23 protein-coding genes are annotated in these 21,694 nt (G+C 66.6%); 12 read left to right on the forward strand and 11 right to left on the reverse strand.

All coding sequences use genetic code 11. The annotated features are described in order from the left end of the window. Positions 1–73 precede the first annotated feature (73 nt). From AOP74_RS02695 to AOP74_RS02710, 4 genes are all read left to right on the forward strand, one after another. Complete coding sequence (locus AOP74_RS02695) at positions 74–373, forward strand: exodeoxyribonuclease VII small subunit (protein WP_082095959.1); 300 nt, start codon at positions 74–76, stop codon at positions 371–373. Beyond that, positions 370–1,287, forward strand: a complete 918-nt coding sequence (locus tag AOP74_RS02700; RefSeq protein WP_061960795.1) for a carbohydrate kinase family protein — start codon at positions 370–372, stop codon at positions 1,285–1,287. The genes AOP74_RS02695 and AOP74_RS02700 overlap by 4 nt, the downstream gene beginning before the upstream one ends. 106 nt (positions 1,288–1,393) lie before the next feature. Next, the gene (locus AOP74_RS02705; RefSeq protein ID WP_236683705.1) at positions 1,394–2,800 is read left to right on the forward strand and encodes a class II fumarate hydratase; all 1,407 of its coding nucleotides are present in this window, start codon (positions 1,394–1,396) and stop codon (positions 2,798–2,800) included. A 201-nt stretch (positions 2,801–3,001) separates the two neighbouring features. Next, on the forward strand, positions 3,002–4,315 hold the full coding sequence (locus AOP74_RS02710) for an NAD(P)/FAD-dependent oxidoreductase (protein ID WP_061960797.1): 1,314 nt from the start codon (positions 3,002–3,004) through the stop codon (positions 4,313–4,315). Positions 4,316–4,367: 52 nt separating this feature from the next. Here the strand turns inward: AOP74_RS02710 and AOP74_RS02715 are convergent, their stop codons facing one another. The 3 genes from AOP74_RS02715 to AOP74_RS12480 all read right to left on the reverse strand — a co-directional run bounded on the left by AOP74_RS02715 (position 4,368) and on the right by AOP74_RS12480 (position 5,409). Beyond that, positions 4,368–4,859: a hypothetical protein gene (locus AOP74_RS02715; protein ID WP_061960798.1), complete on the reverse strand. Its 492-nt coding sequence runs from the start codon at positions 4,857–4,859 to the stop codon at positions 4,368–4,370. Positions 4,860–4,979: 120 nt separating this feature from the next. Further along, positions 4,980–5,246 carry a metal-sensitive transcriptional regulator gene (locus AOP74_RS02720; protein WP_061960799.1) on the reverse strand — a complete coding sequence of 89 codons (267 nt, stop codon included), beginning with the start codon at positions 5,244–5,246 and terminating at the stop codon, positions 4,980–4,982. Position 5,247: 1 nt separating this feature from the next. Then, positions 5,248–5,409, reverse strand: a complete 162-nt coding sequence (locus tag AOP74_RS12480) for a DUF8730 family Cys-rich protein (protein WP_500778251.1) — start codon at positions 5,407–5,409, stop codon at positions 5,248–5,250. An 81-nt stretch (positions 5,410–5,490) separates the two neighbouring features. On the opposite strand from AOP74_RS12480, the gene AOP74_RS02725 reads away from it, so the two are divergent. Continuing rightward, entirely contained in the window at positions 5,491–7,128 is a 1,638-nt protein-coding gene (locus AOP74_RS02725; protein ID WP_061960800.1) for an FAD-dependent oxidoreductase, read from the forward strand. A gap of 4 nt (positions 7,129–7,132) precedes the next feature. Here the strand turns inward: AOP74_RS02725 and purE are convergent, their stop codons facing one another. Continuing rightward, entirely contained in the window at positions 7,133–7,639 is a 507-nt protein-coding gene (purE, locus tag AOP74_RS02730) for a 5-(carboxyamino)imidazole ribonucleotide mutase (RefSeq protein ID WP_061960801.1), read from the reverse strand. Further along, positions 7,636–8,781 (reverse strand): 5-(carboxyamino)imidazole ribonucleotide synthase, encoded by a 1,146-nt coding sequence (locus AOP74_RS02735; protein ID WP_061960802.1) that lies wholly within the window; start codon positions 8,779–8,781, stop codon positions 7,636–7,638. The genes purE and AOP74_RS02735 overlap by 4 nt, the downstream gene beginning before the upstream one ends. A gap of 34 nt (positions 8,782–8,815) precedes the next feature. On the opposite strand from AOP74_RS02735, the gene AOP74_RS02740 reads away from it, so the two are divergent. Further along, positions 8,816–9,316 (forward strand): GtrA family protein, encoded by a 501-nt coding sequence (locus tag AOP74_RS02740; protein ID WP_160297437.1) that lies wholly within the window; start codon positions 8,816–8,818, stop codon positions 9,314–9,316. Here the strand turns inward: AOP74_RS02740 and AOP74_RS02745 are convergent. Together AOP74_RS02745 and AOP74_RS02750 are read right to left on the reverse strand one after the other, a co-directional pair. Continuing rightward, complete coding sequence (locus AOP74_RS02745; RefSeq protein ID WP_061960804.1) at positions 9,294–10,601, reverse strand: ATP-binding protein; 1,308 nt, start codon at positions 10,599–10,601, stop codon at positions 9,294–9,296. The genes AOP74_RS02740 and AOP74_RS02745 overlap by 23 nt on opposite strands. A 9-nt stretch (positions 10,602–10,610) precedes the next feature. Beyond that, a complete protein-coding gene (locus AOP74_RS02750) occupies positions 10,611–11,288 on the reverse strand; it encodes a response regulator transcription factor (protein ID WP_061960805.1) in 678 nt (225 codons plus the stop codon). A gap of 93 nt (positions 11,289–11,381) precedes the next feature. Here AOP74_RS02750 and AOP74_RS02755 point away from each other — a divergent pair, with 93 nt between their 5' ends. After that, complete coding sequence (locus tag AOP74_RS02755) at positions 11,382–13,481, forward strand: hypothetical protein (RefSeq protein ID WP_061960806.1); 2,100 nt, start codon at positions 11,382–11,384, stop codon at positions 13,479–13,481. A gap of 64 nt (positions 13,482–13,545) precedes the next feature. Beyond that, positions 13,546–16,482, forward strand: coding sequence for an FHA domain-containing protein (locus AOP74_RS02760; RefSeq protein ID WP_061960807.1), 2,937 nt, complete (start codon positions 13,546–13,548; stop codon positions 16,480–16,482). Here AOP74_RS02760 and AOP74_RS12110 read toward each other — a convergent pair. Further along, positions 16,381–16,764 carry a hypothetical protein gene (locus AOP74_RS12110; protein WP_152649134.1) on the reverse strand — a complete coding sequence of 128 codons (384 nt, stop codon included), beginning with the start codon at positions 16,762–16,764 and terminating at the stop codon, positions 16,381–16,383. The genes AOP74_RS02760 and AOP74_RS12110 overlap by 102 nt on opposite strands. 179 nt (positions 16,765–16,943) lie before the next feature. On the opposite strand from AOP74_RS12110, the gene AOP74_RS02765 reads away from it, so the two are divergent. Then, positions 16,944–17,198: a WhiB family transcriptional regulator gene (locus tag AOP74_RS02765; RefSeq protein ID WP_061960808.1), complete on the forward strand. Its 255-nt coding sequence runs from the start codon at positions 16,944–16,946 to the stop codon at positions 17,196–17,198. Positions 17,199–17,205: 7 nt separating this feature from the next. Here the strand turns inward: AOP74_RS02765 and AOP74_RS02770 are convergent, their stop codons facing one another. Next, positions 17,206–18,648 (reverse strand): sensor histidine kinase, encoded by a 1,443-nt coding sequence (locus AOP74_RS02770; RefSeq protein WP_061960809.1) that lies wholly within the window; start codon positions 18,646–18,648, stop codon positions 17,206–17,208. Positions 18,649–18,711: 63 nt separating this feature from the next. Between AOP74_RS02770 and AOP74_RS02775 the strand changes: the two genes are divergently transcribed. From AOP74_RS02775 to AOP74_RS02785, 3 genes are read left to right on the forward strand one after another with little or no spacing between them, the layout of a single operon-like run. Further along, the gene (locus tag AOP74_RS02775) at positions 18,712–19,206 is read left to right on the forward strand and encodes a DUF2505 domain-containing protein (protein WP_061960810.1); all 495 of its coding nucleotides are present in this window, start codon (positions 18,712–18,714) and stop codon (positions 19,204–19,206) included. 2 nt (positions 19,207–19,208) lie between these two features. Continuing rightward, positions 19,209–19,589 (forward strand): fluoride efflux transporter FluC, encoded by a 381-nt coding sequence (locus AOP74_RS02780; RefSeq protein WP_082096169.1) that lies wholly within the window; start codon positions 19,209–19,211, stop codon positions 19,587–19,589. Then, complete coding sequence (locus tag AOP74_RS02785; protein WP_061960812.1) at positions 19,586–19,951, forward strand: fluoride efflux transporter FluC; 366 nt, start codon at positions 19,586–19,588, stop codon at positions 19,949–19,951. Before AOP74_RS02780 ends, AOP74_RS02785 begins: the two co-directional genes overlap by 4 nt. Positions 19,952–19,970: 19 nt before the next feature. Here AOP74_RS02785 and AOP74_RS02790 read toward each other — a convergent pair whose 3' ends face one another. Next, positions 19,971–20,255: a DUF427 domain-containing protein gene (locus AOP74_RS02790; protein ID WP_061960813.1), complete on the reverse strand. Its 285-nt coding sequence runs from the start codon at positions 20,253–20,255 to the stop codon at positions 19,971–19,973. A gap of 104 nt (positions 20,256–20,359) precedes the next feature. Beyond that, positions 20,360–21,673, reverse strand: a complete 1,314-nt coding sequence (locus AOP74_RS02795) for an APC family permease (protein WP_160297438.1) — start codon at positions 21,671–21,673, stop codon at positions 20,360–20,362. Positions 21,674–21,694: the final 21 nt, after the last annotated feature.

Consider the following 21,694-nt stretch of genomic DNA (forward strand, 5'->3'; position numbering starts at 1 on the left):
TTGTGAATCAGGAAGCATCAGCATGTCATGAGAGGGATGAGGCCCCCAACTATGACGCTGTAAGTTGAGACATATGCCACACAGTAACGAAGACGTGCAGAACCTCACCTACGAGGAGGCACGCGATGAACTGATTGCGATCGTCGCAAAGCTTGAGGCCGGTGCAGCCACCCTCGACGAGTCCGTGGGCCTGTGGGAGCGAGGCGAGGCGCTTGGCGCGCGTTGCCAGGAACTGCTCGACGGCGCTCACGAGCGCATCAACGCCGCTAGCGGCAATGACGAGGCGGCCGACGCGCTCTCCGACGCCGGCATCATCGGCACCGTCCCGGCCGATCCCGCTGAAGACGACGACGAAGGCGAGACCCAGTCGTGACGCGCGGCGCACTCGTCATCGGCGAGGCCGTGGTGGACGTCGTGGTCGCCGCGGACGGCAGCCAAGCCCGTCACCCCGGCGGCTCCCCCGCCAATGTGGCGCTAGGGCTCGGCCGCCTTGGACGCCCCGTTCAGTTGCTCACTCACCTGGGACACGACGACGACGGCCGGCTCATCACCGATCACCTGCACGACTCCGGTGCCGCGCTCTTGCCGGGCAGCGCCACCGCCGAGCGCACCCCTGTCGCGACCGCGCACCTCGATGCGACCGGGGCGGCGACCTACGAGTTTGATCTGGCATGGAAGGTCAGCGGGGATGCCGAGGCTCCGCGCGAGTTGCTCGTCGTGCACACCGGTTCGATCGCCGTGACCCTGGAGCCAGGCGCGAGCGCCACCGCCGACATCGTTCGCGACCTGCGCGACGTGGCCACAGTGACGTACGACCCCAACGCCCGCCCCTCACTGATGGGGGATCCGGCCGATGCTCGGGTCGCCGTCGAGCAGATGGTGGCCTTGGCGGACGTGGTCAAGGTGTCCGACGAAGACCTCGAGTGGTTCTCTCGCGACGGCGAGAGCATTGACGACCTCGCGGGATCGTGGCTTGAAGCGGGACCCGCGCTGGTCGTCATCACCCGTGGCGGCGACGGGGCGACGGTCCTCACGGCCGATCACCGCTTCGACGTAGCCGCTCCCGCAGTCAAGGTCGCAGACACTGTGGGTGCAGGAGACTCCTTCATGGGTGGCCTCATTGACGGTCTGTGGGCTGCGGGCCTCTTGGGAGCGGAGCGCCGCGAAGGCTTGCGCGCTGCGGATCCGGCAACGCTTCGCAGGGTTGTCGAGCGCTGCATCGCGATCGCCGCAATCACGGTTTCGCGCTCGGGCGCCAACCCGCCCACGCTCGCCGAACTCGCGTAACCGAGGCGGTCGACCGGGCCCCAGCATCGGCCCATCTCACGGCTGTGCTCCCGCACGGGGAACCAGGGGTTCTGAACGGGCGCAAGATGGTGCCAGAATGTGTGCCATGGCAAGCAACGAGGCACCTGAATACCGCATCGAACACGACACCATGGGCGAGGTCCGCGTACCCGCGAACGCCCTGTACCGCGCGCAGACACAGCGTGCCGTCGAGAACTTCCCGATCTCGGGCACCACGCTTGAGCGCCGCCACATCGAGGCGCTTGCACGCGTGAAGAAGGCGGCCGCACGCGCCAACTCTGAGCTTGGCGTGCTGGACCAGGACATCGCTGACGCGATCGTGGCTGCCGCGGACGAGGTCGCCTCGGGCGAATACGACGAGCACTTCCCCGTCGACGTCTTCCAGACCGGCTCCGGAACCAGCTCGAACATGAACACCAACGAGGTGCTCGCCACGCTTGCCACGCGCAAGCTTGGCGCAGACGTGCACCCCAACGACCACGTGAACTGCTCGCAGTCCTCCAACGACGTGTTCCCCACCTCGGTGCACGTCGCCGCCACGTCGCAGTTGGTCAACGACCTCTTGCCCCAGCTCGACCGCCTCGCGCAGTCGCTGGAGGCCAAGGCGTCCGAGTTCTCCGAGGTCTACAAGTCGGGCCGCACCCACCTGATGGACGCGACGCCCGTGACCCTGGGCCAGGAGTTCGGCGGATACGCGGCCGCTATTCGCTACGGGATTGAGCGCCTCGAGGCCGCTCTCCCCCGCGTCGCCGAGGTCCCCCAGGGCGGCACCGCAGTCGGTACAGGCATCAACACCCCTGACGGCTTCCCGCAGCGCGTCATCGCGCTACTCGCCGAGGACACCGGTCTGCCCATTACGGAGGCCCGCAACCACTTCGAGGCGCAGTCCGCGCGCGACGGACTTGTCGAGGTGTCCGGTGCGTTGAAAACCGTCGCCGTATCGCTGACGAAGATCTGCAACGACCTGCGCTGGATGGGCTCGGGCCCCAACACCGGCTTGGGCGAAATCGCACTCCCCGACCTGCAGCCCGGCTCGTCGATCATGCCCGGCAAGGTCAACCCGGTCATCCCCGAGGCCACACTCATGGTGTGCGCACGTGTCATCGGCAACGACGCGACCGTTGCATGGGCCGGCGCCTCGGGCGCATTTGAACTGAACGTGCAGATTCCGGTCATGGCGCTGGGCGTGCTCGAGTCGATGCGTCTGCTGGGCAATACCTCGCAGGTCCTTGCCGAGCGCACCATCGACGGCATCACGGCAAACGTGGACCGCGCCCGCTTCCTCGCGGAGGCTTCGCCGTCGATCGTGACGCCGCTGAACCGTGTCATTGGCTACGAGAACGCCGCCAAGATCGCCAAGCATGCCGTGAAGGCGAGCCTGACGGTGCGTGAAGCGACAATCGACCTGGGCTTCGTGGAGCGCGGCGAGATCACCGAGGCGCAGCTCGACGAGCTCCTGGACGTGACGACCATGGTGGGAGAGAACCGCTAGCGGTTCCCCACTCTCACCACGGTCTACGATTGCCAATGGTGGAGCACGCAGGCGCCCGCACGTGAGGCAGCCAAGGCTCGACGTTCTCCACCCGGTGATGCCGCAGTAGCGCGCATTGACCGCGCACCGGCGCACACCATCAATTTTCACCTGGATGGAACAGTGCGGCCGTGGATGCGTTGCACTGTTCAGGAGGCAATCATGAGTCCAACTCGCGTTCTGATCCTGGGCGGCGGCTACGTCGGCCTGTACACCGCCCTGACCCTCAAGAAGAAGGCCGGCAACCACGTCGACATCACCATCGTCGACCGCCGGGCTTACATGACGTATCAACCGTTCCTGCCTGAAGCGGCCGCCGGCTCCATCGAGCCGCGCCACGTCGTGGTGCCGCTGCGCAAGGAGCTCAAGGGCGTCCGCATCGTCCAGGGCAAGATCACCGACATCGTTCACGACGAACGCCGCGTGCGCGTCGAGACCGACTTTGGCGGCGACCAGGACCTCGAGTACGACGAGGTCGTCGTGGCGCTAGGTGCGATCCCACGGACCCTTCCGATCCCTGGCCTTGCCGAGATGGGCATCGGCTTTAAATGGGTCGAGGAAGCGATCAACCTGCGCAACACCGTGCTGGGCCGCATCGCCCGCGCGGCCACCACCGAGGACCCGCACGTGCGGCGGCGCCTGCTGACCTTCGTCTTTGTGGGAGGCGGCTTCGCGGGAATCGAGGCCTATGCTGAAACCGAAGACATGGCCCGAGCGGCCCTGCGCTACTACCCCGAGCTCAAGCCCGCCGATCTGCGCTTCGTGATGGTCGAGGCCATGCCGCGCATCCTGCCCGAGATGGGCGAGGAAATGGGCGGCTACACGCTCGAGGTGCTTCGCAAGCGCGGCATGGAGATCTACCTCGCCACACGCCTCGAGAGCTGCGAAGAGGGCCGCATCAAGCTCTCTGACGGCCAGGAATTCGACGCGGACACCGTGGTGTGGACCGCGGGAGTCAAGCCCAATCCCGTGCTGGGCGCTTCCGACCTTCCCACCGGCCCACGCGGCCACGTCAATGCGCTGCCAACCCTGCAGGTTGCCGATGACGACGGCAACGTCGTGCCCGGCGCCTGGGCAGCTGGCGATTGCGCCCAGGTCCCTGACCTCGCCAAAGGTGAAGGTGCATGGTGCGCGCCATCAGCGCAGCACGCGGTGCGCCAAGCTCGGCTGTTGGGCGCCAATCTCGCCAACCAGATTCATGGCCGCGAGGTGAAGGAGTACAAGCACAAGCACCTGGGTACGGTGGCATCGCTGGGCCTCAACAAGGGTGTCGCGCAGGTCATGGGTGTGAAGCTGCGTGGATGGCCCGCATGGTTCATGCACCGGACCTATCACATGAGCCAAATTCCCTCGTTTAACCGCAAGGCCCGCGTGGTGGTGGACTGGACGACGGCGCTGTTCTTCCGTCGCGACCTGGTTTCGCTGGGTCGGATCCACGAGCCTCGCCGGGCCTTCAAGGAGGCTGCGGACAGTTAGTCGGGCCGATGCCGGGGTTGGGCTGGGCAATCCAGCCCACTCCCGTCTGGGCTTAGGCGGCGTCGGTGGCGGCTTCGTTGACGAGGTGCTCCACCGCGCACGCGGCGTAGGCCGACGTGGCGAGCTCGTCGAGTGCGTCGGCGTCGAGCACGTCCGATTCAAAGCGCACCACCGAAACGGCGAGCACGGAGTCGAAGCGCACCGAGGCTGCCGCTCCTTGGGCACGCGGGCGAACTGACCTCAGTGCGCTGACGGCTCGTTGGGCGGAGAGATCGGTCACGAACCACCTCACCGGCCCGGCGGCGAGCAGGGGCCCGCGGGCATGGCCGCCATCGAAGTGGATCTGCTCGACGCAGGGGTCGTGAGCGTTCTGCGCCGGCCACTGAGACACCACATGTCGGAAGGCGTGCGCGCACATCGATGCCTCGGCGAAGTCGCCGACGATCACAGTGGTGCCGCCGTGGGTGTCGAGGGACACCGTCAATTGCGGCACCGCAGATGCCAGTGCAGCGACGTGCGCCAGTGCTGAGACCGAGATCGACATCTCACGCTCCTTGTCACGGGTGGGGCGCACTCGATGCGCGCTCGTGACAGTGACGATAGCGACCCCCAACGCATTTTGGCAATACCTACGTTGCGAAAAGATAGGGCCAGCCGCGCGCCATCACGCGAGCGACAGGAAGACCTTCTCCAACCGGGCCAGGTCCGCCTCGCGACCCTCCTCGTCCGCAGAGGCCAGGCACTCGCGAACAGACGAAGAGATGATCATGAATCCTGCGCGGTCGAGCGCCTTGGACACGGCGGCGAGCTGCGTGACGGTGGGCTCACAGTCGCCACCCTCCTCGACCATGCGGATCACGCCATCCAACTGCCCGCGGGCACGCTTCAGGCGATTGAGCGCTGCACGCTGAACCTCAGCATCGGCCGCCATGTCACTTACCCCGCAACCACGGGAAGAACGAGCGCCCGGCGGGCTTGTCGTGGCCCTCGCACCACTGACCGGCAGGCACGCGGGCCTTCACCGAATCAACATGCTGACCACAACCGGTCCAGGTGGTCTTGCCGCATTGGCGGCAGGAAACGGGCGAACACATAAGCGACTCCTTAGGTCGTAGCTGAAGTTGCTTCGACAATACCCCCAGGGGTATATTGTTTGCAACCCCAAGGAGGACCACATGGCCCACAAAGTCGTCATCATCGGCGCAGTCGCGGCAGGAATGTCCGCCGCCACTCGCCTACGCCGCCTCGACGAGAACGCACACATTGTCGTCCTCGAGGCCGGCGAGCACGTGTCATTCGCCAACTGCGGATTGCCGTACTACGCCGGCGGCGTGATCGAGGAGCGCGACGCCCTGCTGCTCCAGACCCCGGAATCGCTTCACGCTCGGTTCAATCTTGACGTGCGCACGCGCTCGCTCGTCACGTCCATCGACCCCGCCGCGAAGACGGTGACGATCGATTCCGGCGAGCACAGCGACGCCACTGAGTCATACGACTCACTCATTCTTGCGCCCGGCGCGCGACCCATCGTTCCGCCCATCCCTGGAGCCGAGCGCGCGCTCACGTTGCGCGACGTCGCCGACGTCGACCGCGTGGTCGCAAGCATGGAGGGTGCCTCAACTGCCGTCGTGATCGGCGCCGGCTTCGTAGGCCTCGAGATCGCGGAAAACCTCGCACACCGCGGCCTGTCCGTGACCGTCGTTGAACTCGCCGACCAGGTCCTCAGCGCACTCGACCCGGAGCTTGCGATTCGCATCCAGGACCGGCTTGAGGCCAACGGCGTACGAGTACTGACGCGCACGCAGGCGACTGCCATCACGGCCGATGCCGTGGTCACCGAAGGCCCCGACGGCACCCAGGAACGGCCTGCCGACCTCGTGATTGCGTCGATCGGGGTCCGTCCCGATAGCCAGCTCGCGACAGATGCGGGTCTCGTCCTTGCACCCAATGGCGGCATCGCCGTCGACGATGCGATGCGCACCTCAGAACCTGACATCTACGCGGTCGGGGACGCCGCGGCCAAGGCGGACGCCTTCAGCGACGGCCCCACGTTGATCCCTCTTGCCAACCTCGCCAACCGTCACGGACGACGCGTGGCTGATGCCATCGCGGGCCGTGATGTGAACGTCGGTCCCTCGATCGGCACCGCGGTGGTGGGCGTGTTCGGTCTCACCGCAGCCGTGACTGGCCGCACCGAGCGCCGCCTTCGCGCCGAGGGCCGCCCGTACCGCGCACTCCACACGCACCCGCTGAACCATGCGGGCTACTACCCAGGAGCATCGGCCCTCGCCTTGAAGTTGCTCGTCGACCCGGACACCGACGCCATTCTTGGCGCTCAGGCCATCGGCATTGAGGGAGCAGACAAGCGCATCGACGTGATCGCGACGGCCATCCGTGGCGGGATTCGAGCGAGTGAACTCGCGGACCTGGAACTCGCCTACGCCCCTGCGTATGGGTCGGCCAAGGACCCCGTCAACATGCTCGGCTACATTGCGGAAAACGCGGCGTCGGGATCATCGCCGATGGTGCAATGGCACGAAGTCACCGCCGACGACTTCGTCGTTGACGTGCGCGAATCCTCCGAGCGAGAAGAGGGCTACGTCGACGCCGGCGGCACGTCCATCCTCATCCCCGTCAACGCTCTTCGCGAGCGCCACGGCGAACTCCCGCAGGACCGCCGCATCGTTGTCCACTGCAAGGTCGGACTCCGAGGACACACGGCCACGCGTGTCTTGCGCCAGTTGGGATTCGACGCGGTCAACCTCGACGGCGGCTACCTCACGTGGGCAGACGGGCAGCGCTCGGTTCGGTAGGCGACTACTGGTTGCGCAGGCGCTCGCCCTTGGCGTAGGCGACGTCGCGCAGCTCCGACTGGAACTGGCGCATCTTGTCGCGCACCGCTGCCGCCTCGTCGGTCTCGCCGGCACCCAGAATCCTGGCTGCCAAGAGACCGGCGTTGCGGGCACCGCCGATCGACACTGTCGCCACGGGCACGCCTGCCGGCATCTGCACTATCGACAGCAGTGAGTCCATGCCGTCCAGGTGCTTGAGCGGCACGGGCACGCCAATGACCGGAAGCGTCGTCACGGACGCGAGCATGCCGGGCAGGTGTGCCGCCCCGCCCGCGCCGGCGATGATGACGCGCAGGCCGCGCTCTTCCGCTTCACGACCGTAGGCAATCATTTCGTCGGGCATGCGGTGCGCGGACACGACGTCCTTCTCGAACGTGATCCCGAACTCGCTCAACGCAGTGGCGGCGGCTTCCATGGTGGGCCAGTCGGAGTCCGACCCCATCACGATGCCGACCTTGATGCCTTCGCTCATGAGGTCACTCCATCCCGGACCACGGCTGCTGCGGCCACGGCCCGATCGTGGGTCTCGGCGCGGTCTGCGCCGGAAAGATTGACGTGTCCCACCTTGCGGCCCGGGCGCACGCCCTTGCCATACAGGTGGATCTTCGCGGCACCGTCGGTGACATCCGCGAGGGACTCTTCCAGCTCCGTGCGCTCGCCGCCCAGCACGTTGGCCATGACCGTCCATGGCGCGGTGGGGGCGGTGTCGCCGAGCGGAAGGTCGAGCACTGCACGCAGGTGCTGCTCGAACTGGCTCGTCACGGCGCCATCCATGGTCCAGTGGCCGGAATTGTGCGGCCGCATCGCGAGCTCATTGATAAGAATCTGGCCGTCGACCTCGAAGAGTTCAACCGCGAGTGCGCCGGTGACGTCGAGTTCGGCAGCGATGGTGCGGGCGATTCCTTCCGCCTGTCGCGCGAGAGTCGTGCTCAGTTCTGGTGCCGGGGCAGTCACCTCCGAGCACACCCCATTGCGCTGGATGGACTCGACGACCACCCACGTGCAGGCGTCGCCGCTTGGGCGACGCGCGATCTGCACGGCGAGTTCACGCGTGAACGGAACCTTCTCTTCCAACAGCAAGCGGGGCCCACCTTGGGCGGTGGCCTCAAGCCAGCCGTGAGCATCGGCCGATGCTCGGATCACCATTACGCCCTTGCCGTCGTAGCCGCCGCGTGCAGTTTTGAGGATGGCCTCGCCGCCGTGGGCATCGAGGAAGGCGTCGACGTCGGCCGCGGTCTCCGCGATGGCCCAGGCGGGGTTGGGCAGGCCAAGCTCATCCATGCGCTGGCGCATCTCGATCTTGTCCTGTGCAAAGCGCAACGCCTCGAGCCCCGGACGAGCGGGGACACCCACCGCCTCAGACGCCTCGAACACCTCGGCGGGGATGTGCTCGTGCTCCCAAGTGAGGACGGCCGGCCGCGGATGTGCCAACAGACGCTCGATAGCCTCAGGGTCGGTCGGCAGTCCGACGACGGTCTCGTGGGCGGGAGCGGCGGCAGCAGCGGACTCGGATTCGACGAGGACGCGCAAGGTGATGCCCAGATTCGTGGCCACGGGGGCCATCATGCGGGCAAGCTGACCGCCGCCGACGACGGCAACGATGGGGGAAGTCATGGCACTAACCTACCGGCGACTAGGCTCGTCTCTCGTGACGATCCTGACCACGCTTCGATCCCGCGCGGGGGAACTGTTGCGCTTTGGGGCTGTGGGGATCGCCGGAATCGTCGTGAACCTCGGAGTTTTCAATCTGCTGAGGCTTGGCCCACTCGCGCCGGACAGCGAGATCGCGGGTGATGACGACCGCGTCGTCACCGCAAAGATCATCGCAACGGTCGTGTCCATCATCTTCGCGTGGTGGGCGCATCGCGGCTGGACGTTCAGAGGACCAAAACGCCACACACCCACTCGCGAACTCGCCCTGTTTGCCGTGATCAACGGCGTGGCGATCGTCCTCGAGGCTGCTGTGGTCGCGATCAGTCACCACGGCCTGGGATACACCTCGTTGATGGCGGACAACGTCGCGTCCATCATCGGCATTGGACTGGGCACAATCACGCGCTACATCGGCTACGACCTGTTCGTCTTTACCTCGGAGGGGAAGGCGCAGGCCGATGCTGCGGGAAGCGTTAGCGACGATGGCGCGGATTGACTGTCTGACCGTGAGGGATCACGGAGTCCAGGTCGACCATCTCGGGCACTCCCTGCAGGAACACTGCGAATGCCGCCGGCACCCGCTGCGCCAATTCCAGGCGCCCGCCGTCCGCTGACACAAGGTCACGCGCCAAGGCAAGTCCAAGACCGGTGCCACGACCCGAGGTAACCTCACGCTCGAAAATGCGCGGTGCCAGTTCCTCGGGAACACCGTCACCTTCGTCACGCACTTCAACGACGGTCGCGTGATTGGCACCCGACTCGCGCGCGGACACCGTGGTGGTTCCGCCACCGTGATGCAACGAGTTCTCGATCAGTGTGGCCAGAACCTGGGCGAGGCCCCCCGGCGTAGCAAAGACGGTCGCGTCGGTGCGGTGGATCACCAGGTCACGGCCGGCCGCGGAGAACGCAGGCATCCACTCTTCACGCTGCTGCTGGAAGATCTCCTCCAGCGCGACAAGTTCCGTGCCCGAGCCGAGTGCCTGGCGCGAACGCCCCAAGAGCTCATCGACCACGCCAACAAGGCGCTCGACCTGTTCCAAGGACTTATCGACCTCTTCGCGGACCTCGTCGCTGTCCGACAGGGCCCCGATCTCCTCCAGGCGCATATTGAGCGCGGTGAGTGGGGTACGCAACTGATGTGAAGCATCGGCCGCAAACTGGCGTTCCGTGGCCAAGCGGGCGGCCATCCGGTCCGCCGACCGCTCCAACTCCTCCGCGACCTGATCGATCTCCTCGATCCCGGACTTCTCGAGTTGCGGCCGCACCTGCCCAGTACCGAGCTGCTCGGCGGAGGCGGCGAGGTAGACCAGCGGCGCGGTGAGGCGATTGGCCTGCCAGATCGCGGTCGCGATACCGGCGGCCACGGCCACGAGGCCAGCGCCAATCACGAGCACCACAAACCGCGCCGCGGACCAGAACACGTCCCACCACGGCACGTACATGACGACGACCAGGCCGTCATCGGTCACGTGAGAGTCGGAGAACGCTGGGCGAGGCTCCTCGCCTGCGGTGAGGACCGTGCCATCGGGCAGGCTGACGTAAATGTATGCAGGGGCGCCCGCGACGTCGGACACGTACGAGTCCAAGACGTCCTCGGTGATGGTTTCCCCAGCGCTGTATCGCACCTCGAGCGCGCGTGCGGCGGTCGCCGTGCGCAGGTCGAGGTCACTCAGGGCGTCATTGCGCACCAGTTCAACGGCCGCAATCCCCAGCGGGATGCCGAGCAGCACCACTGCCACGGCGAGTGCTGAGACCGTGGCACGCAGAATTCTGCGCCGCAAGGGTGGCCCCTACTCGTCGTTCTCGAAGCGGAAGCCCATGCCTCGCACAGTGGTGATGTAGCGAGGTGACGTCGCGTCGTCACCGAGCTTGCGGCGCAGCCACGACACATGCATGTCCAGGGTCTTCGACGGCGCGGAAGCCTCGGCATCCCACACGTCACGCATCAGCGTCTCGCGCGAGACCACGGAGCCGGCATTGGCGACGAGGATGTGCAGGAGGTCGAACTCCTTGCCCGACAGTTGCAGTTCGCGGTCGTCGAGGTAAGCACGGTGTCCAGCGACATCAATGCGCACGTTGTGAACAGACAGTTCGCCGGCGCCGTCGCCAGCCAGGCGCCTGCGCAACAGCGCACGAACGCGCGCCAAAAGCTCCGCAAGGCGGAAAGGCTTGGTGACATAGTCATCCGCGCCAGCGTCGAGCCCGACCACAAGGTCAACCTCGTCGGCGCGCGCGGTCAGCATGAGGATAGGTACCTGGAGTCCCTTGTCGCGGATGCGGCGAGCTACGTCCACACCATCGATGTCCGGTAGGCCAAGGTCGAGGATGACGAGGTCAGCGTCATCCGCTGCTCCCACGCCGCCCATACCGGTCCCGTGCCACTCCACGTCATACCCTTCTCTTCCCAAAGCGCGGGTCAAGGGTTCTGAAATGGTCGGGTCATCTTCGACCAAGACGATTCGAGTCATGAGGTAACGATACCGGGGGCGCGGCACATTGCAACGACGCGAACCGCCAACGGGGCCCACGAATGCGCTCCGCCCGCCGGTAGGGTGGCGCCCGTGACGACTGAAGCCATGACCGCGACCACTCCCGTGAGGGTGCGCGTCGCCGCGGCCCTACCCGAACGCCTCGTGCTTATCGGAGTGTGTATTGCCCTTGCGGCCGGTGTCATGGTGACCGCTGGCGTCCACTATTGGTGGACCGTCCTGCCGGCGGCGATCGTGCTGACGGTGCTGGGTTGGCGCGCGTGCACACCACGGGACCTCACCCCCCGAGCTGCACTCGCCGGGCTCATCGCCGTCGGGGGCACGCTCGCCTGGACAGTCGTCAACATGATGCTGGCCGCGGAGTACCTCATCGTGGTCCGCGACCCGGGCTTCCTGACGCTGTCGGGCCTGTGGCTCGTCGATCACGGCAGTACCGACATTCCCGCTGCGGGCGCCGTCGAAGCGGCCGAGGCCAGTTCGTCAATGCTTCCCGACGCCTCCGAAGCCTGGAACCTCAAGGGCGACGTGATCCAACCGCAGGGCGCAAAGATGCTCCCCGCCACGATCGCCATCGGCGGCTGGCTCGCCGGCGATACTGGAGTACTCGCGACCAACGTGCTGATCGGCGCGCTCGGAATCCTCGCCGTCTACGCTCTCGCACGTCAGTTTCTGTCGCCCATGGCGGCCCTGGCCCCCGCTGGAGCCCTCGCACTTACTGTTTCGCACATCGGCCTGTCCCGCCCTGCCTACACCGAGCCCCTTACCCTCCTGCTCGTGATCGCGGGAATCCTGTGGGCGTGGCGCGGCGTCGCGGAACGCTCCACGGGCCTGCTCACCGCGGGCGCGATCGCTTCAGGCGCCACCATGCTGGTCCGCGTCGACGGCCCCAGCTACGCCATCGGGGCGCTCGTGGGCGTTGGCATCGCGTTGGCCTCCATGAGGGCCGATGCTCGGTGGCGTCGCAATGCAGCCTTCACCTTCGTGGGGTGGCAGCTGATGACGGTGGCGGTCGGGTACGTGTCGGTGGCGCTGTGGTCCACCGAGTACTTGGAGCGGCTGGCCGACGAGACGCACGCGCTACTGGCCGTCTACACCGTATTGGCGATTGCGCTGGCCGTGTGGGCCGCGTTGTGGACGCGCGGTCCCGGGTCGTGGATGGAGCGACTGTCCGATGCGCTCGGCACCACGGGCGCCTGGATCCTCGGCGGAGTCGTGACGCTCACGCTCTTGGTGTTCGCCTCCCGCCCCCTGTGGACCACCGTGCACCGCGGAACCGAGACGTCGCGCGACGAGTTCACGAATGGCGTGGTCGAAGGCTTCCAGACTTCCCAAGGTTTGCCCGTGGACGGCACTCGCACGTACGCGGAGTCCACCGTCACCTGGCTGTCGTACTACCTCACGTGGCCTCTGGTGATCCTCGCCATCCTGGGCTTCGGCTGGGCCACCATGCGCATGGTGCGTCGCGATGCCCCGTGGGCGGTGTTCCTGGGCGCCGTGCTCGCGCCCACGCTCCTGTACTTGTGGCGGCCGTCCATCGTGCCGGATCAGCTGTGGGCCATTCGCCGCTTCGAACCCGCCACCCTCCCAGGCTTCCTCCTGGCCGCCGCTGCGGCGGGCTGGGTCCTGGCATCGTTGGCGACATCTGAGCGCCTACGTGCCCTGCTGCGACGCATCGTGGGCGTGTCCATGCTGCTCCTCCCACTCACGAGCTGGCTCAGCATTGTGCCGGGCGCCGAGTATCCGATCTCGGGAGCCGTCAACGTGACGACCCGCGAAATGATCGGTGCGCGCGACCAACTCAATGACTTGTGTGCCATCGAACCGGGCCGGCCCATCGTGCTTGTGGGAACCAGTTCCCACTACGGATCGCTGCGTGTGATGTGCGACGCACCCGTTGTTTTGGAACTGCGTGATCCCACCGAAGACCAGCTCGCCGAGGTCGCGAGCGCGTTTGGCCAGGCTCCCCTTGTGCTCACCCGCCAGGGTGACTCCGTGCCGTGGACGGAAACACCATCGATCGTCGTCGACTCCAAGGTCTCCCATTCGGCGTACACGCTGCAGGGCATCCCTCGTAGCCTGCTGAATCGGAACTATTCCTGGTACGCAGGCATCGTGACCTCGACCGGCGAAGTGGCCCCCGTCACCGCCGGTCACACCGCGTCGACCCCGTAGGGACTATCCACAGATCGCGCCCGACGGGCGCGCGGCGAGCGCGCGCTGAGCCATCGTGGCTGTCATGCGCGTCACCGACCCCTCAGGGCAAGACTGGGAGCTTCAGCGCGGCACCACCGTGAGCGAGATGCGCGCGGCGTGGAAGTGCGGCCAGTTGTGGTGCGGAGCCACCGTCCTCACTGACGACCACCCGGCTGGCGTGCCACCCCTCGTGGAGGGTGCGGCGCTCTCGCAGTCCCCTGGTCCGCTGACTGACACACCCGCCGGGCCTCACCTCGTGGCCGTCCGCGGACCCGACGCGGGAGCCGTAGCGGCGCTCGCCGGACCTGTCACCATCGGCTCAGGCCGCGATGCCCCCTGGCGTCTCGACGACCCGGCTCTGTCCTCTCGGCACGCGCGCATTGACCCCGGCGCGCCGCCGCGCATCACTGACTTGGGGTCCACGAATGGAATCGGCACTCGGTTCATGCGCCACCGGCCGTGGCCCGCTGGAGCGCCGGTGGTGCTCGGACACACGTGGCTTGAGTTGCGAGGCTCGACCGCCGGCGCCCGCGAGGAAGCCCGCAGGCGAGGAGGGATCCCGTGGACTGCCGTCATCGGAGCTCTCGCTAGCGGCACGGTCATCGCCGTGATCACGGGCCGCTGGTATCTCGCGCTCATCGCGCTCGCACTTCCCGCGACCATCCTTGGGGCTAGGGCCGTGGCGCGTACGCGCGAGCACACCAGTACCGCCACCACGCCGCCACTGCCCACTGGGAGCCTCGCCATTCGCGGAGACGACGATCTGGTGCGCGCGTACGCGCGCGCCATCATGATCGACAGGAATGCCCGGCTCGCTGACTGGGATGAGTCGTGGATTCGGTGGCTACCAGACGCAGGCGACGACGACGTCGTGCTGTTGAAACGCGGGCAGGTCGAGCCCTCGTGGTGCCGGACCGTCGTCGACGTCGAGGCCTCTGCTACCCGCGAGTCAAGCGAGAACGGCGTGGCCGAGCGCCCGCCGCTGGCGATGAATACCGCGACAGCCGAAGCAGCCGCTCGACGCAGTGCGGCATCGCGAGCGCGGGATGGACTGCCGCGAACCGTTCGGTGGGCACAGCTGGACGATGCCGATGTTCGACGGATTCCTGGACGCCCGCGGCGTATGCGCGTGGCTGTCGGCATGGGGCTCGGCGGCACGGTGGTGCTCGACCTCGACCGCCACGGACCGCACCTCCTGGTCGCCGGCACGACCGGCTCGGGAAAGTCGGTGCTCCTCGAGACACTGGTCGCGGGCCTGGCGCATGCCCACCACCCACGTGACCTGCAGATCGCGCTCATGGACTTCAAGGGCGGAGCGGGGCTGCGCACGTGTCTTGATCTGCCGCACGTCGCGGCGACCGTCACAGACCTCGACGATGAGCAGGCACGGCGTGCGCTCGCGGGCCTTGCGCATGAGGTGGCGGAGCGCAAACGTGCGCTCGCACAGAACGGTTTCGTGTCGCTCAGCGACTGGGAGAGCGCCGGTGAAGCTCCACCACGACTCCTGGTCGTGGTGGATGAATATCAGGAGATGAGTGTGCGCATGCGTGACTTCATCCCGGAGATGGCGCGAATTGCGGCGCAGGGTCGCTCGCTCGGGCTGCACCTTATCCTCGCCACGCAGCGCCCCTCAGGAGCGGTTACACCCGAGGTCCGCGCGAACATCGGCTCCACCATCGCGCTACGGGTGAGCACCGAGTCCGAGTCCCGCGACCTGATCGCTTCAGGGGACGCCGCCCATCTCCCCCGCACGTCGCCGGGCCGCGCGATTCTGTCCGGGCCCGACGGAGACGTGCTCTGGCAGGCGGCCACACCCCAGGTCTCGACGGCACCTGCGCTTGTCCGCGCAGACGCGCCGCCTCCGCCAGGGGACACTCTCGCGAGCGCGGCGGCCCGGCGGTGGGAACACGCTCCTCGCGCCCAGGCCTTGTGGTGCGCGCCACTGCCAACAACTCTCGCGCCACAGCCACGATCTGACGGCTACCTGGTGGCGGTGCGCGACGACCCCGACCATCGGCGCCAACACGAGGTCGTGTGGAACCCCCGCGACGGTGCGTGCGTCGTCGTGGGCCCACCTCGCTGCGGCAAGACCAGCACGCTGCACGCGATCGCAGCCCAAGCACCCCGTCTGGGGGCAACCCCCGTGTGGCTTCCCGGCGATCCACGCGAGGCCGCCCGCACCATCGCGCTTGCTGCCGCGCGCACGGACGTTCTGCTCCTGGTCGACAATGCTGACGCTGCTATGACGAAGCTCGCCAAGGTCGATGACGGCGCAGCGCAAGAAGCCTTCCTCGATCGGCTGGCGCTCGGGCTTCCCACTGCCATCGCGGGCACCGCGCGTATGCCTGCTCGAGTGGGCCAGCATGCAGCGATCGTCGCCGTTGCCGAGGGGACGGAACGCCAGCAGGCCACCGTGTGGGGTCAGCCGCGCGCCATCGCGACGGTGGGCGTGGCGGGGATTCGGGTGGGCCGATGCTGGCTCAAGGAACCCGGCGGCGACGGACCCGCGCAACTCGTCACCCAGTCAGCTTCACCACCAACGACCCTGGTCGCACCCCTGCCGACCCACGCACCCCGCGACGTATGGGGTGTGGGCGGCGACGACGGCGCGGAGGTTCACCCGCCGCACGGAGCGACGGTGGTGGGTCCTGACAGTGCGCTGCGGAGCGCCATCGTGGAATCGCTCGGCGGCGATGTCACCACCGCGGAACTGCCCGCGCTGGTCACGGCGAGCGGACCGGTCATCTTGTGCAATCCGCGACCTCGAGACGTCCGCACGTTCGCGCGCGCACTGGTCGGCGGCCTCGTCGATCCAGTTCCGGTGTCCCACCGGGTTGTGGTGATCCAGGACGGCCACGCGGCGGCCGTGCAACTGGGATCACTCGTCGTCGGGCATCTCCTCGATGGCGTCGAGCATGACGGCGCCACCCGCGATGACGCCCACCACAATGGCAGCGACCGCGACCGCAGCAGCGCTTGAGAACATCAGTGCAGCCGACGCGATCTGGAGTAGTTGCCACATGATCGAATACGAGCGACCCCACCGCTGGCCGCGTGCCAATGCACGAGCAGCAAGACCCAATGCCACCGCGAAGATCACGAGGGTTCCTGCGACCGCAAAACCCAATCCGGTTCCGTCACCAGAGATGGAGTCGACGACAGTGACGACGGCAAAAACGAGCAGCGCGACAGCCTCAAGACCGACAAGCACCACTCCCACAGGGCGCACTACTCGCTGTCGCGCCGTGAGAGAATTGTTCATGTCATCCAAAGTACCGCGCCCTAAATGTGAGCCATCACACATCGCGGACCTCTTGTCATCTGTTGTTAACAATGAGAACCTAGAAGCAGTGACATACGCGACGGCAGCGGAATAGTCCCCCTCAAGAACCCCCAAAGGTCTGGGATTGTCCGCGCCTCCCCACCCCACTGGAGGATCCCATGGATTGGCGCAGTAACGCAGCATGCCTAGACGTTGACGACCCGGAGCTTTTCTTCCCCGTTGGCAACACTGGCCCCGCACTGGTGCAGATCGAGAAGGCTAAGGCCGTCTGCGGCACCTGCGAGGTTCGTGAAGTGTGCCTCAAGTGGGCCATGGAGCACAACCAGGACTCCGGTGTCTGGGGTGGCTTGTCGGAGGACGAGCGCCGCTCGCTGAAGCGTCGTGCCGCACGCGCACGCCGCGCAGCCAAGTAAGCGACCCTTACTCCCCCACCTGGACTTCGAGGCTGACGACTGACCCTGCGTCGGTGTTGCTCCACGCGATCTGACCGCTCAGCTCGTTTTCGACGAGCGTACGCACAATTGACGAGCCCAAACCCGAGGGTTCCGCGCTCAGCCCCACCCCGTCGTCTGCAATAGTGACGGCGAGGTGGGCGCCTGTGCGCGTCGCATTCACCGTGATGGTTCCAAGATCGCGTCCCTCGAAGCCGTGCTCCACCGCATTGGTGACGAGCTCGGTGATCACCAGCGCGAGCGACGAGCCGTATTGCGCGGGAATCATCCCAAAGTCGCCCTCGCGGACAATCTTGACCTGCACATTTGGCGACGCAATTTCCGCGGCCATGCGCATCGAGCGGGCAGCCAGATCGTCGAAGTTCACGAGTTCGTCCAACGTGCCCGACAGCGTCTCGTGAACCAACGCGATGGTCGACACACGCCGCATTGCCTCCGCTAGCGCTTCCTTCGCCTCCGGCGCATCCACGCGGCGGGACTGCATGCGCAGTAGCGCTGCGACAGTCTGCAAGTTGTTCTTCACGCGGTGATGAATCTCGCGAATAGTCGCGTCCTTGGTGATGAGCTCGCGCTCGCGACGGCGCAAATCTGACACGTCGCGGCACAGCAGTACCGCGCCCGACCTCTCCCCTCGCTCAACGACTGGAATGGCCCGGAGCGACAGTGCGGCACCGTTCGCCTCGAGGTCGGTGCGCCACGCCGCACGCCCCATCACGACCATCGCGAGGGTCTCATCGATGTGACCCTTGTCGTGCACGATCTCGCTGGTCACGCGCGGGAGCGAGCGGTTCATCAGCGACCCGGTCACGCCGAGCCGGTGGAAGCACGACAGTGCGTTGGGACTGGCATAGGTCACGTGTCCAGCCGCGTCCAGTCGCAGGACACCATCGCCCACACGCGGCGCCCCACGCCGGGGCCCCGTCACTGACGTCGTGACCGGAAACTCGCCACGTGTGATCATGTGGAGAAGGTCGTCAGCGGCGCCCTTGTAGTTCAGCTCAAGGCGGCTGGAAGAACGCGAGACGGCTTGTGACACCTCACGCGTGAGGACCGCGATGGCTCGCCCATCCATCACGACGGGCAGAGCATCTTCGCGCACCGCGTACGTCTCATCCCACCGCGGCTCACGCGAGGCGACAATCTCACCCTCGTCAAGAGCCCGTTGCAGGTGCGCGATCCTGCCGGCCGCTGCCATGGTGCCCACAACATCGTCCTGATGCACGGTGGGCCCCGTGGAGGGACGGCATTGGGCGATCGCGACAAAGCCGTCGTCGACTGCGCGCCACAGCACCAGGTCGGCGAACGATAGGTCAGCGATGATCTGCCAGTCGGAAGTGAGCAGCGCGAGCCACTCGGCCTCCGCGTCTGTCACGGTGCCGTACTTTTCAGCGGTCTCTCTGAGCGTTGCCACCCCTCTAGCCTAGAGCGCGCAACAAGGGGCGGTAGCCTGGTGGCGACGCGTAAGGGGCAAGGAATGAAATTCTCTCACTCACACGACTTCGCAGCGAGCGTGACCGACGTCTATGCGATGTTCGCCGACGAAGCCTTTGCCGCGCGTCGCGCAGATGCTTCCGGGTCTACCGGCAGTGACGTCGCGCTGAGCGGCTCGGTGACGGACGGATTCACGGTCTCGATTCGCCGAGTTGTCCCCTCGTCGTCCATTCCGCAAGAGTTTCGCAACTTCGTGGGCTCGGACCTGACTGTGCTGTACACCGAGGCGTGGAATGCGCCCAGTGGCGAGGACCGCACAGGCACGTTCGCGGTGGAGATCACCGGCGCCCCCGGCCGGGCTGCTGGGAAGCTGCAACTGTCCCCGATCGCCGATGGTTCACACCTGGAGATCGAGGGTGACGTCAACGTCAAGATCCCCATGTTTGGGTCGATGATTGAGCGCTCGCTCCTGCGCACTGTGACAGAGAGCCTCGACGAGGAACTCGCAGCCGCAGACCAGTGGTTGGCCGCGCGCTAACCATGCCTCCTGTCCTCCTCGTCTTCCTGGGCGGAGCGATCGGCGGTGGAGTGCGCATCCTTCTCGACGAGCTCATCCCAAGCGTGGGCGCGGTTCCGTGGGATCTGCTCACTATCAACGTCGTGGGATCCGCGGTGCTCGGAGCAGTCGCCGGATGGTCAATCATCATGGGCAAGAAGTGGTGGCAGCCCATGGTCGGCCCAGGGATGCTCGGTGGCTTCACCACATTCTCTTCGGTCGCGGCTCTGACGTGGAGTGCCCAGGCTGGCATCGCGCAGGGCTTGCTCGTGCTCGCGGGGACCATGGTGGTCGCCGTACTTGCCGCGGCCGTGGGTTGGCGCTGGGGTATTCGTAGGGCTGACTCTCAGGCGGCCGAGCTGTGAACGCGGCGCTGTACGTGGGGGCGATCATTGGCTGCGGCTTTGGCGCTGTGTTCCGCTACGTGCTGGGACGCATCGACTACGGAGCCGACTTCCCGTGGCACACGGTGATCGCGAACGCGGTGGCATCAGGACTGGTGGGAGTACTCGCCGCGCTCTCGACGGCACACCCGGGTTGGATGCTTGTGCTCGGCGCTGGCCTTGGCGGCGGACTGTCGACGTTCTCCTCGCTCGCCGTCGACGCCATTGAACTGTGGAACGAAGGGCGCAAGCGCGCCACCATCTCCTACTTGGTGGTCACGTGCATCCTCGGATTCACATTCGCAGCCGCGGGGTGGGCGATTGCCACCACCGCGACCGCGTAGCGATCAAGACCTGAGAGCCCTAGTTTTCGACGACCTCGACGCCGTTCCAGAACGCGACATGGTCGCGAATGTTCTCTGCGCGCGGCTTAGGGTCGCGGTACGACCACGCCGCGTGAGAGGAGCGTTCGCCGTCGACGACCACGTCCCAGTAGCTTGCCTCGCCCTTCCACGGGCAAGCAGAGACCATGTCGGAGTCTGTGAAGTACTCGGTCGTGATGGAGTCGAGCGGGAAGTAGTGGTTACCTTCGACGACGACGGTGTCGTCGGACTGGGCAATGACCGTGCCGTTAAACAGTGCCTTCATAAGTCTGTCCTCCGTAATGCTGTCGGGGTACTCCCAGGATGGTGGGTGTGCTTTCGAAAACGCAGGGCCTGGCGGCCTCATTCCCGCGACGCCACCGGCGCGTGTTACGCGCGTTCTCCGCGCCGCCTCACGAGCGCCACGGCCAAGGGCCACCCGAGCACTGCAACCACCAGCAACACCGTCGGCCACCAGGCGCGTCCAGCGCCTTGCAGTGCAACAACTGCGAGTATGGCCGATGCTGCCAGGCCCGCGATCGAGACCGCCACGGGGACACGCAGCCCGGCCGTGCGGCCGGCGCGTCGCTGACGCACCGCCGCAATGTTCGCCACGGCGTAGTACGTCAGGACGCTCGCAGCGGAGACGAGGACGAGCGACGTGCCCTCAGTCCACACCAGCACGATCGCCGCAACGGCCACGACCGCCTCTGCGCGCCATGGGGCTCCCGAGGCACCCTGATCAGCCAATGCGCGCGGCAAGTCCCCTTCTCTGGCCATCGCCATCGCGGTACGCCCCGCACCTGCCATCACGGCCAGCATGGCCCCGCCCACACTCAGGGCGGCTGCCACGGTGATGATCCAGACCGGCATGCCCACGGCATCGGCCAATGCCTCGAGAGGAGCCCGCGCGAAGTTGGGTTGAACCGGCCATTCGACCTCGTTTCCAGGGAAGTGCGGTAGCGCGAAGAACTTGTGCAGAGCGAAAGCAATCGCGAGATACACCGCGACAACGATTGCCAGCGCGATCACAACGGCGCGCGGAATCGTCCTCGCGGGGTCGCGCACCTCCTCCCCGAGCGTCGCGATGCGGGCGTAGCCGGCGAAGGCGAAAAATGTCGCCGCCACGGCAACGAGGAACGGTGGGCCCGAGGTCGCCGTGGAGGCCTCGGCGGCCATCAGCGGTGCTTCTGAAGGGACCCAAGCGACCGTGGGGTCAGCGCTGAGGGCGGTCACCACCAACGCCGCCAACGCGACCACGACCACGACGGCAATCACTGTGGCGCCAAATGCCGTTCGGGTGATGCCGCGCGAATTCAGCGCCCATGCGAGCGCAACCGCCGCCGTGCCCACGACTGCAGCGTGCCCGGGCAGGACATATGAGCCCAGGACGGTGGCACCGACCGCCACGGACAACGTCTTGCCCACGACAAACGCCGCACCAGCTATGTGCCCAGCAAGCGGGCTCAACTCCGCGCGTCCGTACGCGTAGGCGCCCCCGGCGACCGGGTACTTCGCAGCCAGCTGAGCGGTCGAGAGCGCGTTCGCGAGCGCGACGGCCGCGGCCACAAGAATCGCTACGACGTACCAATCGCCAGCGCCAAGGACGTCGACCCACATGTCAGAGAAGACGCCAGCGCCAATCATGGAGCCGACGCCAATGCCGACGGCGGCGAGGAGGGAGATCCGGCGCTGAGACGTCACGGCCACAGCGTAGTGCCCACC

Source organism: Demequina flava (assembly GCF_000975035.1).
In the GTDB taxonomy this organism is placed as follows: domain Bacteria; phylum Actinomycetota; class Actinomycetes; order Actinomycetales; family Demequinaceae; genus Demequina; species Demequina flava.

Excerpts from the sequence above, each read along its gene's own strand:
- AOP74_RS02780 (WP_082096169.1), top strand. The coding sequence starts at position 19,209 with ATGCCTCCTGTCCTCCTCGTCTTCCTGGGCGGAGCGATCGGCGGTGGA.
- AOP74_RS02705 (WP_236683705.1), top strand. The coding sequence starts at position 1,394 with ATGGCAAGCAACGAGGCACCTGAATACCGCATCGAACACGACACCATG.
- AOP74_RS12480 (WP_500778251.1), bottom strand. The coding sequence starts at position 5,409 with ATGTGTTCGCCCGTTTCCTGCCGCCAATGCGGCAAGACCACCTGGACC.
- AOP74_RS02735 (WP_061960802.1), bottom strand. The coding sequence starts at position 8,781 with ATGACTTCCCCCATCGTTGCCGTCGTCGGCGGCGGTCAGCTTGCCCGC.
- AOP74_RS02765 (WP_061960808.1), top strand. The coding sequence starts at position 16,944 with ATGGATTGGCGCAGTAACGCAGCATGCCTAGACGTTGACGACCCGGAG.
- AOP74_RS02775 (WP_061960810.1), top strand. The coding sequence starts at position 18,712 with ATGAAATTCTCTCACTCACACGACTTCGCAGCGAGCGTGACCGACGTC.
- AOP74_RS02720 (WP_061960799.1), bottom strand. The coding sequence starts at position 5,246 with ATGGCGGCCGATGCTGAGGTTCAGCGTGCAGCGCTCAATCGCCTGAAG.
- AOP74_RS02710 (WP_061960797.1), top strand. The coding sequence starts at position 3,002 with ATGAGTCCAACTCGCGTTCTGATCCTGGGCGGCGGCTACGTCGGCCTG.
- AOP74_RS02715 (WP_061960798.1), bottom strand. The coding sequence starts at position 4,859 with ATGTCGATCTCGGTCTCAGCACTGGCGCACGTCGCTGCACTGGCATCT.
- AOP74_RS02725 (WP_061960800.1), top strand. The coding sequence starts at position 5,491 with ATGGCCCACAAAGTCGTCATCATCGGCGCAGTCGCGGCAGGAATGTCC.
- purE (WP_061960801.1), bottom strand. The coding sequence starts at position 7,639 with ATGAGCGAAGGCATCAAGGTCGGCATCGTGATGGGGTCGGACTCCGAC.
- AOP74_RS02750 (WP_061960805.1), bottom strand. The coding sequence starts at position 11,288 with ATGACTCGAATCGTCTTGGTCGAAGATGACCCGACCATTTCAGAACCC.
- AOP74_RS02695 (WP_082095959.1), top strand. The coding sequence starts at position 74 with ATGCCACACAGTAACGAAGACGTGCAGAACCTCACCTACGAGGAGGCA.
- AOP74_RS02760 (WP_061960807.1), top strand. The coding sequence starts at position 13,546 with ATGCGCGTCACCGACCCCTCAGGGCAAGACTGGGAGCTTCAGCGCGGC.
- AOP74_RS12110 (WP_152649134.1), bottom strand. The coding sequence starts at position 16,764 with ATGAACAATTCTCTCACGGCGCGACAGCGAGTAGTGCGCCCTGTGGGA.
- AOP74_RS02790 (WP_061960813.1), bottom strand. The coding sequence starts at position 20,255 with ATGAAGGCACTGTTTAACGGCACGGTCATTGCCCAGTCCGACGACACC.